Annotated in this window: 10 protein-coding genes and 1 tRNA gene; 8 read left to right on the forward strand and 3 right to left on the reverse strand. The window is 65.7% G+C overall.

Annotation, left to right across the window (positions count from 1 at the left end; all coding sequences use genetic code 11):
• Positions 1 to 19: 19 nt before the first annotated feature.
• Positions 20 to 2,320, reverse strand: a complete 2,301-nt coding sequence (locus N687_RS0115530) for an AMP-dependent synthetase/ligase (protein WP_051663325.1) — start codon at positions 2,318 to 2,320, stop codon at positions 20 to 22.
• An 82-nt stretch (positions 2,321 to 2,402) separates the two neighbouring features.
• On the reverse strand, positions 2,403 to 2,813 hold the full coding sequence (locus N687_RS0115535; RefSeq protein ID WP_029422729.1) for a DUF2512 family protein: 411 nt from the start codon (positions 2,811 to 2,813) through the stop codon (positions 2,403 to 2,405).
• 238 nt (positions 2,814 to 3,051) lie between these two features.
• On the opposite strand from N687_RS0115535, the gene N687_RS0115540 reads away from it, so the two are divergent.
• From N687_RS0115540 to ligA, 7 genes are all read left to right on the forward strand, one after another.
• Positions 3,052 to 3,606 (forward strand): spore coat protein, encoded by a 555-nt coding sequence (locus N687_RS0115540; RefSeq protein ID WP_029422730.1) that lies wholly within the window; start codon positions 3,052 to 3,054, stop codon positions 3,604 to 3,606.
• Between the two features lie 323 nt (positions 3,607 to 3,929).
• On the forward strand, positions 3,930 to 4,301 hold the full coding sequence (locus N687_RS0115545; RefSeq protein WP_035462402.1) for an SPW repeat protein: 372 nt from the start codon (positions 3,930 to 3,932) through the stop codon (positions 4,299 to 4,301).
• A 165-nt stretch (positions 4,302 to 4,466) separates the two neighbouring features.
• Positions 4,467 to 4,542: transfer RNA gene (locus tag N687_RS0115550), tRNA-Pro, on the forward strand.
• Between the two features lie 80 nt (positions 4,543 to 4,622).
• Positions 4,623 to 5,978: a DNA recombination protein RmuC gene (rmuC, locus tag N687_RS0115555; RefSeq protein ID WP_231493628.1), complete on the forward strand. Its 1,356-nt coding sequence runs from the start codon at positions 4,623 to 4,625 to the stop codon at positions 5,976 to 5,978.
• A 361-nt stretch (positions 5,979 to 6,339) separates the two neighbouring features.
• Positions 6,340 to 7,020, forward strand: coding sequence for a hypothetical protein (locus N687_RS0115560; protein ID WP_029422733.1), 681 nt, complete (start codon positions 6,340 to 6,342; stop codon positions 7,018 to 7,020).
• 924 nt (positions 7,021 to 7,944) lie between these two features.
• Positions 7,945 to 10,329, forward strand: coding sequence for a UvrD-helicase domain-containing protein (locus tag N687_RS0115565; RefSeq protein WP_051663628.1), 2,385 nt, complete (start codon positions 7,945 to 7,947; stop codon positions 10,327 to 10,329).
• 87 nt (positions 10,330 to 10,416) lie between these two features.
• On the forward strand, positions 10,417 to 12,480 hold the full coding sequence (ligA, locus tag N687_RS0115570) for an NAD-dependent DNA ligase LigA (RefSeq protein ID WP_029422735.1): 2,064 nt from the start codon (positions 10,417 to 10,419) through the stop codon (positions 12,478 to 12,480).
• A 161-nt stretch (positions 12,481 to 12,641) separates the two neighbouring features.
• On the opposite strand, the gene N687_RS24030 is transcribed toward ligA, so the two are convergent.
• Positions 12,642 to 12,788, reverse strand: coding sequence for a hypothetical protein (locus N687_RS24030; RefSeq protein WP_156040175.1), 147 nt, complete (start codon positions 12,786 to 12,788; stop codon positions 12,642 to 12,644).
• A gap of 241 nt (positions 12,789 to 13,029) precedes the next feature.
• Between N687_RS24030 and N687_RS0115580 the strand changes: the two genes are divergently transcribed.
• Positions 13,030 to 13,995 (forward strand): MraY family glycosyltransferase, encoded by a 966-nt coding sequence (locus N687_RS0115580; protein ID WP_029422736.1) that lies wholly within the window; start codon positions 13,030 to 13,032, stop codon positions 13,993 to 13,995.
• Positions 13,996 to 14,001 lie beyond the last annotated feature (6 nt).

Here is a 14,001-nt window from a genome sequence, read left to right on the forward strand (position 1 = left end):
TGTGGCCGCGTTCAGGTCATCAATTTGGGTGACCGCCCATGGCAGCCAGCGCTTTCTTCTGGGTCTGGGAGGAAGCGCCGATGGCCTGGAGGTCGGTCTTCATCGACTGGGCGAGAGTCAGAAACTGTTGGCTGAGGGCCACCTCCTGGCGGCTGAGATCGTCCAGCTTCGCCAACGTGTTTCGATCCCGCGCGATGCTCTGGTTGACCTGGCTCAGCTGCCCCGCCATCTGCGGCGCTCGCCCGGCGAGGGCATCGATGTCCTGAAGATGGCGGACGATCTGGCCGTTGGCGCCGTTGATTTCGTCATTGGTCCCGGCCATCTGCCGCACCAGGGCGGGGAGGTTCCACAGCCGGGCCGGTCCCCGCGCGGCGGCCGCCGCAGCGGCACCCGCCGTCACGAGGCACAGGCCAATTCCTCCGGCCACCGCCCAGCGGCGCCGAGGGAATCGCCGGGTCTGCGCGGCGGGTGATTCACTCGGGGCGGCGCGCGGCGCGACGTGGTCCGCCGAACTGGCTCCGATCGGGCCGGGAAGTCCGGGGGCCGGGGGGACCGGCGGATCGTCCGCGCCGTCCTCGAAGATGGCGAGATAGTCGGTGCCGGCGTACATCCCTTCGATCTCGGCGCCATAGCGGCGCATGATGATCTGGTTGCGCACCTTGAGGGTGGGGGTCAACTCGCCGCCTTCGATGGAGAACTCCTCCGGCAAGAGCACGGCTCGCTTCGGCTGTTCGAACGGGGCGAACCCCTCGACGGCGCGCCGGATCTCCTCCGCGTACAGCCGGCGCACGGCCGGGTGGCGGACCCACTCGGCAGGCCCTCCTTCCAGGCCCAGCTTTTCCGCCAAGGTGCCGAGGGCGTGAAGGTCCGGAGAGACCACGCAGGTGACGTACTTCCGCCCGTCCCCGATGAGGACGGCGCTGGAGACGTACGGGCTGAGCGCGATGGCCGTCTCGACGGGGCCGGGGGCGACGTTCTTCCCGGTGGCGAGCACGAGGATGTTCTTCTTCCGGTCGACGATCCGCAGGTACCCGTCTTCCATCACGGCGATGTCCCCGGTGTGCAGCCAGCCGCCGCGCAAGGCCTCCTCCGTCTCGTCCGGCGCCCGGTAATAGCCCATCATCACGTTGGGTCCGCGGACCAGCAGCTCGCCATCCTCCGCCAGCCGCACCTGCACCCCGGGCAGGGGCACGCCGACGGTCCCGGGCCGGTTGGCCCCGGCGGGGTTGGCCGCGATCACGGGGGCCGCCTCGGTCATCCCGTACCCTTCGTGAACCGGGATCCCGGCCCGGGTGTAGAAGCGGGCGATCTCGGGGGACAGCGCCGCCCCGCCGGAGACGATGACCCGCACCCGCCCGCCGAGGCCGGCGCGCAACTTGTCGTACACCAACCGATTGACCAGTCGGTAGGTCAAGCCCGTGGTTTTGTCGCTGGAGAGACCGGCCTCCAACCACCTGCGGACCGGTTTGGGCAAGCGCGCCAGCCGCTCCTGGATGCCGGCGTACACCTTTTCGAGCAGGCGCGGCACCGTGACGAGGATGGTGGGCCGGACCTCCAGCAGGTTGTCCCGCAGCGCATCGATGGATTCCGCATAGGCGACCGTGGCCCCGGAGGACAGGGCGGCGAACTGGCCCACTGTGCGCTCGAAGATGTGCGAGAGCGGCAGGTAGGACAGGGAGATGTCGGCGGGATCGACCGGAAGCAACTGCAGGCTGGCCTGGACGTTGTGCACGATATTGCGGTGCGACAGCATGACACCCTTGGGCCGCCCGGAGGTGCCGGAGGTGTGAACGATGGTGGCCAGGCGGTCGTCGGGGATGGCGGAGGGATCGACCGGATCGGTGGTAAAGGGCGGCTGGCCGAGCCGTACCACATCCCAAAACGGCAGCCAGCGGCGCTGGGGCGTACGCGGCATGGTCTCGTCGCGCATGACCACGGCCAACCTCAGGTTGGGCGGCCAGGGCTGCATGATCTTCTCGTACTGCGCCGCGTCCTCGACGATGATATGGCTGACCTCGGCGTTGTCGAGGATGAACAGGACCTGGTCGCGCGGCAGGGTGGGATAGACAGGCACGACGACAGCGCCGAGGGCCAACAGGGCGTAGTCGGCGATCGCCCACTCGGGGCGGTTGGTGGCGAGGATGGCGACCTTGTCCCCAGGGCGCACGCCGCATTTGCGGATGCCAGCGGCGAAGTGTAGGACGTTCTCCCAGAACGCCTGGTACGTAAGGGTCTGCCACTGGCCGTCCTGTTTATGCATCAGGCAGGGGTGATGGGGAGCGCGCAGGACCGCCTGTTCCAACAGGTGTACGAGGTTCACGGTGAAACCTCCCTTCGGCGGAATGGTCCTGCCATATCATTCGCCGGGTATGGGCGGTTTGTGACACTGGGGATTGGGAAAATTATGACGACTCGCGATGGGGCCCGTAGAGGGCTTCGAGGACGTACCGGTGCAGGAAAAACTCCACCGCGCCGAGGGCGAGGGCGATGGCGCAGGCGCGATCGAGGGTCATGTGCGCCGCGGGCCAGAGCCGGGCGAGACCCCAGAGGATGGCGGTCATGCCGAAGAAGCCGAGCACCAGCGGCGGCACGTTGCCAAAGCGCGCGACGAGCGTGGCGTCGCCGATGACGCCGATCGCGGTGAGGACGAGGACGGTGCACGCTGCTGGCACCCAGGACGGGTACAGATCCGGCCACAGGGCAGACGCGACCGACAGCACCAGAGCGTAGAAGACCAGCTTGGCCGCCGCGTTCCACAGAGAGACCCGGATGAGGCGGGGCCAAGAGAGGCGGGCAGGGTGATGGACCGGCATGGTGCACACTCCCGTCGCGAGAAGACGTGGTCCGCCGGTCCGCAAGCACCCCGGCGGATGGTTGCGCCCGACGGTTTCACTGAAAAAGTGTGGTCCTCCGCCATGGACGTTATGCCAGGCGGGAGACGCCGATTCTGCGAGCGTGCCGGCAACTTCCAGTTCCGCGGCGCATGCGGGGACGGATGGTTGGTGACGATGACAATCGTTTAAACCCTACGAGACGAGGAGGCGTGCACAAATGCCTTTGATGACCCACGAGGCGTGTGAGCTGAATGAACTGCTGATGAGCTGCGTCAACTCCATCAACTGCATGGGGTTGTTTCTGAGCCAGGTCAAGTGCCAGGAGCTGAAAGGCATCCTGCAGAAGCACATGGCCGCGCACATTCAGGATTACAACATGAAAGTCGAGTGGGCGACCAGACAGACGAGCCAGCAGAAGCTGGCGGTGCCCCCCATGCCGCCGGCGACGGCGGGGGGCGCCCATCACTTGGCGCAGCCGGTGACGCCGAATCCGCAGATGACGGCGCTGGATGACCGCTCGATTGCGACGTCGTACCTGTTGACGCTCAAGCGCGCGGGCCGCGATTACGCCTGGGCGGCGATGGAGTGCACGGACCCGCAGCTGCGCACCTTCTTGGAGGACGCATTCAGGATGTGCTGCCGGCACGCGTTCGAGGTATCGCAATACATGATCAAGAAAGGTTACTACCCGACGGAACAGGCTTCGGCGACATACATGCAGCGCATCGGCCAGGCGTATGCGCCGGTCCGCGAACTGACGGGGGTGCACTGAGACCCGGCGACTCCGCATCGGCCTGCGGTGGCAACGCGGTCCCCTGGCGGCAGTGCGGGGGACCGCGCCGTGTTTTTGCGGCATCAGTGGGGAGCGTGTGCGGGTGACTCCGGGATGTGGGCACCTGCGGGGGAGACAGCCCAAGGGAAAGGTTTGGCCCGTGCGGAAAAGCTTGTGCGCGGGATTCAGGGTTGTTTGCATGCGATCGCGATCGAATTATGTTAACAGGCAAAAATTGACCTGGATGAACTTTGACACCCACACGGGGGCGGAGTTACTTTCAATACGTAAGTGAATCACAAAACTTCCGGAGGTGTCGCGAGATGAAATGGCGGAACGGGTTGAATGCCATCATCGGTGTCTGGTTCATCATTGCGCCGTGGGTGCTCGGTTTCGCTGACGTCAGCGGCGCCGTATGGACGAGTGTGGTGTTCGGTGCCATCCAGGTGATTGCCTCCGTGTGGGCGGCCTACGTCAATCGGCCGAACTGGCGCGTCTGGCAGAACTGGGTCTCGTTCGTCACCGGCGTGTGGTTCATCCTGCAACCCTTCGTGCTGTCCCTGACGGGCAACGAGGGCGAGGTATGGACGAGCGTGATCCTCGGCATCGTCACCGCGGTCCTGAACCTGTGGACGATGTGGGAAGGGGAGAAAGAGCACCCGACCCAGAGCGCGGGGGGCAAGGCATCGGCGTAACACAGCGTGTGTTGGGATGCATGGCACGGGGCGGCCAAGGCCGCCCCTTTTGGTTTGTTTCAGGATGCCGGCGGCGGGATCGCCAAGGCGGTGAGAGATTCCAGGCGCGAGAGGTTGACGCTCGTTTATCCGGGTGGTATATTACCTTTTGTCCGGCGCAGCCGACGGAATGTAGCTCAGGTGGTAGAGCGCACGGTTCGGGACCGTGAGGCCGCAGGTTCGAGTCCTGTCATTCCGACCAGCCGTGAGAACACCCGCTTCCAGACGGAGGCGGGTGTCTTGATTTATACGAGAATGCAAGGGGGAATTCGCTTGGACGCGGTGCAGTGGGTGTTGTGGGGGATGGTGCTGCTGCAACTGGCGCTGTGGGTTCGCCTGTCACGCCGGGCGGATGGCGGGCGGGACCAACAGCGACAGCAGGAAGCGCTGCGAATGGAGATGGTGTCGGCGTTGGACCGGGCGATCGCGGGGGTGCGCCAGGAGTTCAGCCAACAGGCGAAGCTGTTGCGCGAGGAGCTGGCGGGTCAGCTGCAGCGGACGGCGGACGCCATTCAGGCGGGGTTTGTCCGCATGACGAGCCAAGTCAACGAGGGGACGGCCTACCAGATGCAGCGGTTGGGGGAACAGCAGCGGGTGTTGCTGGAGGCGTTCGCGGGCCAGTTGAAACACCTGACGGACGCCAACGAGCAGCGGTTGGAGGCGGTGCGGCGAGTGGTGGACGATCGCCTGCGCCAACTGCAGGAGGACAACGCCCGGCAGATGGAGCGGATGCGGCAGACGGTGGACGAAAAGCTGCACGCGACCTTGGAGCAGCGGTTGGCGGCGTCCTTCCGGCAGGTGAGCGACCGTCTGGAGGCGGTCCATAAGGGCCTCGGTGAGATGCAGTCGCTGGCGGCCAACGTCGGCGACCTGAAGCGGGTGCTGACGAACGTCAAAGCGCGCGGGACGTTCGGCGAGGTCCAGCTGGAGATGCTTCTGCAGCAGCTGTTGTCCCCGGAGCAGTATGAGAAGAATGTGGCGGTGCGCGCGGGATCGAATGAGCGGGTCGAGTTCGCCATCCGACTGCCGGGCCAGGGGGACGAAGGCGAGGTGGTGTACCTGCCCATCGACTGCAAGTTTCCAATGGAGGACTACCAGAGGATGCTCGACGCGCAGGACGCAGGGGACGCGGCGGCATTTCAGGAGGCGGCCCGGGCGTTGCAGCAGCGGATCCGGGCGGAAGCGCGATCGATCCACGACAAATACATCCACCCGCCGTACACGACGGACTTCGCGATCCTGTATCTGCCGACGGAAGGGCTGTTCGCGGAGGTGCTGCGCCAGTCGGGCATGATGGAGGCGGTGCAGCGCGAGTTCCGCGTGGTGATGGCGGGGCCGACGACGCTGACGGCTTTGCTCAACAGCCTGCAGATGGGCTTTCGGACGCTGGCGATCCAGAAGCGTTCCAGCGAGGTGTGGGAGCTGCTGGGGGCCATCAAGACGCAGTTCGGGGCGTTTGGCGAGCTGTTGCAGAAGACGCAGAAGAAGCTGCAGGAGGCGAGCCACTCCATCGAGACGGCGACGCGCCGCACGCGGACGATCGAGCGGCGGCTGCAGCGGGTGCAGGAGCTGCCGGTGGATCGGGCGGCGGAGCTGTTGCCGCCGGAGGCGGAGGAGACGGGCGCGCAGGAGGCGTAGGAGAGGCGGGCGCGCAGGAGGCATTAGAGAGGTGGGGGCCGGGGCCGCGGCGGTTGCCGCGGCTTTGCGGCTTTGCACGGGCCCGGGCTGTGGTGTAGGGGCTGTGGCGTTGGGGCTGTGGCGTTGGGGCTGTGGCGTTGGGGCTGTGGCGTTGGGTGGTGTGCACCGCCGCGATGGGTTTTCTGGAAACTGCCAAATCTCCCTGGGTGTCATCGACCGCTCCTGGCGTTCGTGGTATGGAAGGGGATAACGGTGTCACGTACAGGTGAGACCGTGCAGACCTGCCGCGAGGAGCTCCGGATGGGGGCGTGTGTGGACGGCTTCCGGAGGCTTCGGCGGTGTGGGGAGGGGGAGCGCGACCGTGGGATCGAATATCGACTTCGCCACAGCCTACAAAAGATTTGTGGAGGCGCACTTGCGAGAGGCGGATGGGGGGAGGCAAGGCCGCCTGCTGGAGGGATTGGGCCATGCAGAATACAGGTTTCTGGAAAATGTCTGGTGGCCCGCATTCGGGGACTTTACAGACCTGTATTCACAGTATGAGGTTCGCGATTTTCGGGATGGCAAGCGGTACGTCGACTTTGCGTTCATTCGAGACGGCCATCGGATTGCCCTCGAGATCGACGGAAAAGGACCGCACTGGCGGGAAATCACAAAACAGCAGTTCTCCGATCATCTGCAACGGCAGAACCACCTGGTCATCGACGGGTGGCTGGTGCTCCGATTCGCGTACAGCGACATCGAGGAACGCCCCCGCGTATGCCAGCAGACGATCCAGCAGCTGCTGGGCAGACTGTCTGGGCAATCCACGCGGGTATTACAGAGATTGAGCCTGGTTGAACGCGAATTGGTGCGGCTGGCAGCGAGGACGAGCACGCCCGTGACACCCCGGTGGGCCGCACGGCAGCTGAACATCACGCCTGCGACGGCAGCGAGGCACATGCGGCGGCTCATGGAGAATCATTGGTTGGAGCCGGTGCGCGAGGGTGTGCGGATCCGCAGGTACCGGTTGCACTCAAGCCGGAGTCATCTGCCGATCTGACGCGTCCGGCATTGTGGGCAGGGTCTGGGCGGGGGGCGCTTGGGCTGGGGTGCCTGGGCTGTGGGGGCGCATGGGTCGGAGGCGCTTGCGCTGTGGGTGCTTCGGCTGGGGCGTTGGGGCTGTGGGTCGGATGCCCTGTGAGGAGACGCGGTCATGAGACCAATTGCAGTTTTGATGTTAACGTAGCGGGGAATCGGGACGGTAACGGACGTTTTGATGTTACTTCGGGCCGGGCCGATGGATTAAGGTGAAGAAGTTGATTTATCGGGGTGGACGGCACCTCTGATGAACGCGGATACGTGCAAAACGGTCGCTATCAGGGTGCTGAGGTGCGCGGATAAATACGGAACAGTTGTTATCTGATCGCGTGGCCGCTGGATTAAACACAATTCGTTCGCAACCGCATGAATGGGGGGGCCCGCAGTCAACCCAATTCCCCCATGAACAACCCATTCCCCCCATTTTCAACCCATTGACAACCCGGTGCATTCAATCAGAGACCTCAAAAGGAAAATCGGCGGAACAGGGTGGGTTCCGCCGTTCCATATCGATCCCGCAACAGATCAATCCCCGTTCGCCCCCGCGTCTCCGCTGGCCCTGCCGGCCCACAACGCCTCGAATCCACATGGCCGACCCGGACCGGACCGGACAACCCCCGAACATATGTACTATAATGGGAGGGACGCAAAACGGCTCAATGGGGATCCGGATCGACCGGAAACCGGACGGGCGGGACGACGGGATCGACCTCAGAGACCGACCGGAAACCGTGATGGATCGCAAACGCGGAAGTCGTGATAAATCGCAAACGCAGATCGGATCGCAAATGTGGATGGACCGAAAACGGGGATCACGTGGAAAGGTGGAGTGCTTGTGCGTGCAGCGACGCCGGAGGTGGACGGCATCCTCGCCGGCTTGAATCCGATGCAGCGCGCCGCCGTCGAACACACCGACGGGCCGCTGCTCATCCTGGCCGGGGCGGGCAGCGGCAAGACGAGCGTGTTGACGCGCCGCATCGCGTATCTCATCGGCACCCGGCGTGCGGCGCCGTGGAGCATCCTGGCCATCACGTTCACGAACAAGGCGGCGCGGGAGATGCGCGATCGCATCGAGGGGCTGGTCGGCCCCATCGCCCAGGACATCTGGGCCATGACGTTCCACGCCATGTGTGTCCGCATCCTCCGCCGCGACATCCAGCGGCTCGGCTACCAGCGCGGCTTCACCATCCTCGACGACGGCGACCAGCTCGCCACCGTCAAGCGCATCCTGGCGGACCTGAACATCGACAGCAAGCGATATGAGCCGAGGGCCGTGTTGTCGGCCATCAGCAACGCGAAAAACGTGCTCAGGACGGCGGCGCAGGTGCGCGATCGCGCAGGCAATCCGTTCGAACGCGTCGTGGGGGACGTGTACCTCGAGTACGAGCGGCGGCTGAAAGCGAACAACGCCCTCGACTTTGACGATCTCATTCTGAAGACGGTGCAGCTGTTCGAACAGGCGCCGGACGTACTCGAGTTCTACCACCGGCGCTTTCACTACATTCACGTCGACGAGTACCAGGACACCAACCACGCCCAGTATCGGCTGGTCCGGCTGCTGGCGGACAAGCGGCGCAATCTGTGCGTGGTCGGCGACTCCGATCAGTCCATCTACGGTTGGCGCGGCGCCGATATCCAGAACATCCTGCAGTTCGAGCGCGACTACCCGGATGCGACCGTCATCCGGCTGGAGCAAAACTACCGCTCCACGAAGACCATCCTCGCCATCGCCAACGAGGTCATCCGACACAACGTCGAGCGCAAGGAGAAGACCCTCTGGACGGACAACCCCGAGGGAGAACCGGCCACGTTGTACCGGGCGGTGGACGAGCGGGCCGAGGCCGCGTACATCGTCGGAAAGATGGAGCAGTACCGGCGCCAGGGCCGCGACTGGAGCGAGATGGCCGTGCTGTACCGCGTCAATGCGCAATCGCGCGTGATCGAAGAAGCGATGCTGGAGCAGGGCATCCCGTACCGGATCTTCGGCGGCGTGAAATTCTATGATCGAAAGGAGATCCGCGACGTCCTCGCGTACCTGCGCCTCATCCACAACCCGGCGGACGACATCAGCCTGCAGCGGATCGTCAACGTGCCGAAGCGGGGCATCGGCGATGGCACGATGGACAAGCTGCAGCATTGGTCCGCCGTGCACGGCGTCCCGCTGCTGGAGGCATGCCGGCGGGCGGGGGAGGCCGGCGTGTCCGGCAAGGCGCTCAAGGCGCTGGGTGAGTTTGTGGAAACCCTGGATCAACTGCGCCAGATGCGTCCGTTTCTCTCGGTCACCGAACTGACCGAACAAGTACTCGAGCACACCGGCTACCGGCGGGCGCTGGCGGCCGAAAAGACCCTGGAGGCGGAGGCGCGCGTGGAGAACCTGGACGAGTTCCTGTCCGTGACGCGAGAGTTCGACCAGCGGTGGGAGGCAGCCGGAGGCGTGATCGCGGTGCGCGGCGGGGGTGCTGGACTCAGCGGCACTGCCCCGGCGGCCGGCATCCACGGGGAGGACGGCGCGGACAGTGACGCCGCGGAGGACGCGCACATCGGCGAAATGGAGGACACCGTCTTGTATGGCGATCCGCTGGCCGAATTCCTCGCCGAGGTGGCCCTCCTCGCGGACACCGATCTCAACCAGGGCAAGCCGGACCCGGGTGCGGCGGAAGAGAACAAGGTCTCGCTGATGACCCTGCACGCCGCCAAAGGGTTGGAGTTTCCGATTGTGTTTATGCCCGGCATGGAGGAGGGGTTGTTTCCGCACAGCCGCGCGATCGACTCCGAACGGGAGATGGAGGAGGAGCGGCGGCTCTGCTACGTGGGCGTGACGCGTGCGCGGGAGAAACTGTATCTGACGACGTGCACGACGCGGACCATCTTCGGGCAGTACCGGGCCTGCATGCCGTCCCGGTTTCTCGGGGAGATGCCGCCAGAGCACGTGCAGTTGGACGATCCCGGCCGGCGTCCGAGGGCACCGTGGTCACCGAGACCCGGGTCGTCCGGGCGAGATGCGGCGGACGGACAGAGCACAGGGGTGCGGGACGCCGGGGCCAAGGGCAGTGCTGCTGCCGGCGTCCCCGCGGCGGGTGATCCGTTCACACCGGACCGCGTTGCACAGTACCGGGCCGGCGACAAGGTGGAGCACCGCAAGTGGGGCCGCGGCACCGTGGTCGAGGTGCACGGCGCGGGGGACGATCAGGAGTTGACCATCGCCTTCCCGGCTCCCACCGGCATCAAGCGTTTGGCGGCCAGGTTCGCCCCCATCCGCAAGGCCGATTGACCCCGGGTGACGCGGAAACCGCGAAACGGCCAAACGAACCATACGGGATTCACAGCCATGGACACGCGATCCGAAGGAGGAGGCCCCATGACCATCCCCGTCCCAGCGACGGAGGCGGAGGCGCGCGCCCGCGCGGAGGCGCTGCGGGAGACCATCCGCCACCACGATTACCTCTACCACGTGCTGGATCAGCCGGAGATCCCGGACGCCGAATACGACCGGCTGATGCGCGAACTGTCGGCCATCGAGGCGGCGTACCCGGCGCTGGTGACACCCGACTCTCCGACGCAGCGCGTCGGCGGCCAGCCGCTCGAAGGATTCGTCAAGGTGCGCCACGACATCCCCATGCTGTCGCTGGCCAACGCCTACAGTCCGGATGAGATGCGCGACTTCGACCGGCGGGTGCGCGAGGCCGCCGGCCGGGCCGTGCGGTATGTGTGCGAGCTGAAGATCGACGGCCTGGCGGTCAGCCTGCGCTACGAGGACGGCCGGTTGGTGCGGGGCGCCACGCGCGGGGACGGCGAGACGGGCGAGGACATCACCGCCAACATCCGCACCATCCGCGCCGTGCCGCTCGTGCTTCGTCAGCCGGTGACCGTCGAGGTGCGCGGTGAGGCGTACATGCCCAAGCGCGCCTTCCTGCGCCTCAACGAGCAGCGCGAGGCCGCCGGAGAGCCGTTGTTCGCGAATCCGCGCAACGCGGCGGCGGGATCGCTCCGCCAGCTGGATCCGAAGGTCGCCGCATCCCGCGGGCTGTCGATGTTCACCTACGCCCTGGCCGAAGCCGACCCGCCCGCGCCCGTCGCCACCCACAGCGAGGCCCTCGCCTGGATGGCCGAACTTGGGCTGCCCGTCAACCCCTCCTATGCCGTGTACGACGACATCGAGGACGTGATCCGGTACATCGAGGCGTGGGCGGACAAGCGGCACGATTTGCCTTACGCCACCGACGGCATGGTGGTGAAGGTGGACGATCTCGCCGTCCAACAGGCCCTCGGCGCCACAGCGAAGAGCCCGCGCTGGGCCATCGCGTACAAGTACGCCGCGGAACAGGCCGAGACGGTGCTGCGCACCATCGAGCTGAGCGTCGGCCGTACGGGAGCCGTGACGCCGACCGCCGTGTTTGATCCGGTCTTCCTCGCGGGCACCACGGTGACGCGCGCATCCCTGCACAACGAGGACCTCATCCGGGAGCGGGATATCCGCATCGGAGACGTCATCGTCGTGCAGAAGGCAGGGGATATTATTCCTGAAGTGGTGCGTTCGCTTCCCGAGCGCCGCACCGGGGACGAGGTCCCGTTCCGGATGCCGGATAGCTGCCCGCGGTGCGGGGAACCCTTGCACCGCCTGCCCGACGAGGTCGCGTGGCGGTGCATCAACCCGGCTTGCCCGGCGCTCATCCGCGAGGCGCTCATCCACTTCGCCTCGCGGGACGCGATGAACATCGTCGGGCTCGGCGAGCAGTGGGTGGACGCGCTTCTCGCGCACGGACTGGTGCGGGACGCCGCGGACCTGTACCGCCTGAGGAAGGAACAGTTGCTGGGCCTGGCACGCATGGGGGACAAGTCGGCGAGCAACCTGCTGGACTCGATTGAACGGAGCAAAGGCAACTCGCTGGAGCGGCTCCTGTTCGGCCTCGGCATCCGGCTGGTCGGCGAAAAGGCCGCGAAGACGCTGGCGCGCCACTTCGGCGATCTCGATGCCCTCATGGCGGCGGACGTCGAGGAACTCACGGCGATCCGCGAGATCGGCCCGAAGATGGCGGAGAGCATTGTCACCTATTTCCGGGGCGAGGGGGCCCAGTCGCTCATCGCCCGGCTGCGTGAGGCCGGGGTCAACACCCGCTACCTCGGGCCGGGCGGCCCGGGCGCGGAGGACGCCTCGCTCCCTTGGGCAGGCCGCACGTTCGTGCTGACGGGGACGCTTCAGACGATGGAGCGACAGACGGCCACCGGGTGGATCGAGCGGTTCGGTGGCAGCGTCGCAGGCAGCGTCAGCCGCAAGACGGATGTGGTGGTCGCGGGGGAGAAAGCGGGATCGAAACTGGACAAAGCGAGGGCGCTGATTGAGAGCGGACAGACGCCCGGACTGGAGATCTGGGACGAGGCGGCATTCTTGGCTCGCCTGCGCGATCTCGGTGCCTCCGTGTAACCTGTCGCGCGGGTGCGCCGTCCAGTAGAATGCGCCATGCGCGGTGCGGTGCTCTGTGGCGAGGCGGAAACCGTTTGAGCTCCCGGTTCGGCCCGAATGCGTTCGGCGTGCCCGTGGGAGCGCCCGGACAGGCGCCGGGCGCACCACCGGGGGCCGGGTGGTCACTTCTGGCCGCGCACGAACTCGGGGACTGTGTACTTCTCCTCGTTCTTGGCGTGGAACCAGGTGACCCGCGTGGACAACCGGCCAAGCGCGAACACGACCGGGACACCGATGACGCAAGCGAGGATGAGTTCATTCTGGGTCAAGATCCATCCCTCCCTGTGGGATTGGAATTACCGGCGGCGGACGCCTCATCCCATATGTATGTACAGGGCCAGAAGAGTATAATGGGATTCGGTTCAAACGTCCGCGCGCTGATTCGACAGAAACCGCGTCCGCGCACCGAATGGGTGTAAGGCGGCCATATGCCGCGCGGTCTGCGTCGGCGGGCCATTCACGCAGGTTTTGACTCAGGTTTTGGCTTAGCTTCAGGAAGGGTGTTGCCGTTTGGGAACGCATCCGGCGTGGTATTACATCCTGAGTTTCCTCACCGCCTTCGTGATCGTCTACGCGCTGGTGCCGTACGTGCGCCGGATCGCCCTGCGCACCGGATTCGTGGACCGGCCCAACCAGCGCAAGATCCACAAGGAACCGGTGCCCCTGTTGGGAGGACTGGCGCTGTACGTCGGTGTCGTCGTCACCTCGGCCCTGTTTGAGCATGCGGGAAACACGTTCTGGGGCATCGCGGTGGGCGGCTTTCTCATCTTCGCCATCGGTGTGGTGGACGACTACTACAAGACGCGCGGCCGGGACTTCAAGGCACTGCCCAAGTTCCTCACCCAGATCCTCGCCGCTGTCGTGCTGCTCTGTTTCGGCGTGAGCATCGGGGGTGTGAGCGTGCCTTGGGGCGGGACGTATTACACGTTCCCCGAGTGGCTGTCGTGGGTGGCCACCATCCTGTGGGTGGTCGCCATCACCAACATGATCAACTTCCTCGACGGCGTCGACGGGCTGGCCGCCGGATTGTCGGCCATCTCGGCGATGTCGCTGTTTTTCATCGCCCTCCTCAAGGGACAGGCGGCCATGGCCGTCTTCGCCGTCGTCCTGATGGGCGCTGCGCTCGGGTTTTTGCGCCACAACTTCCACCCGGCGCGTATCTTCATGGGAGATGCGGGGGCGACGTTCCTCGGCTACGTCCTGGCCGCCATTGCCGTGGGCGGCGCGTTCAAGAGCGCGACGCTGGTGTCGCTGGTCGTGCCCGTATTGGCTCTCGGCGTGCCCATCCTCGACACCGTCTGGGTCGTCATCCGGCGCGTCCGCGAGAACCGGCCCATCTATGTGGCCGACAAGGGGCACACCTTTCACCTCCTGATGAAGTCCGGGCTGAGCCAGGTGCAGACGGTGGCGTTTCTGTACCTGCTCGGCGTGTGCTTCTCGCTGGCCTCCATCGTGGTGCTGCTCATGTCTCATTGAGGCGGC

It is taken from the genome of Alicyclobacillus macrosporangiidus CPP55 (assembly GCF_000702485.1).
GTDB classification, from domain to species: Bacteria; Bacillota; Bacilli; order Alicyclobacillales; family Alicyclobacillaceae; genus Alicyclobacillus_H; species Alicyclobacillus_H macrosporangiidus_B.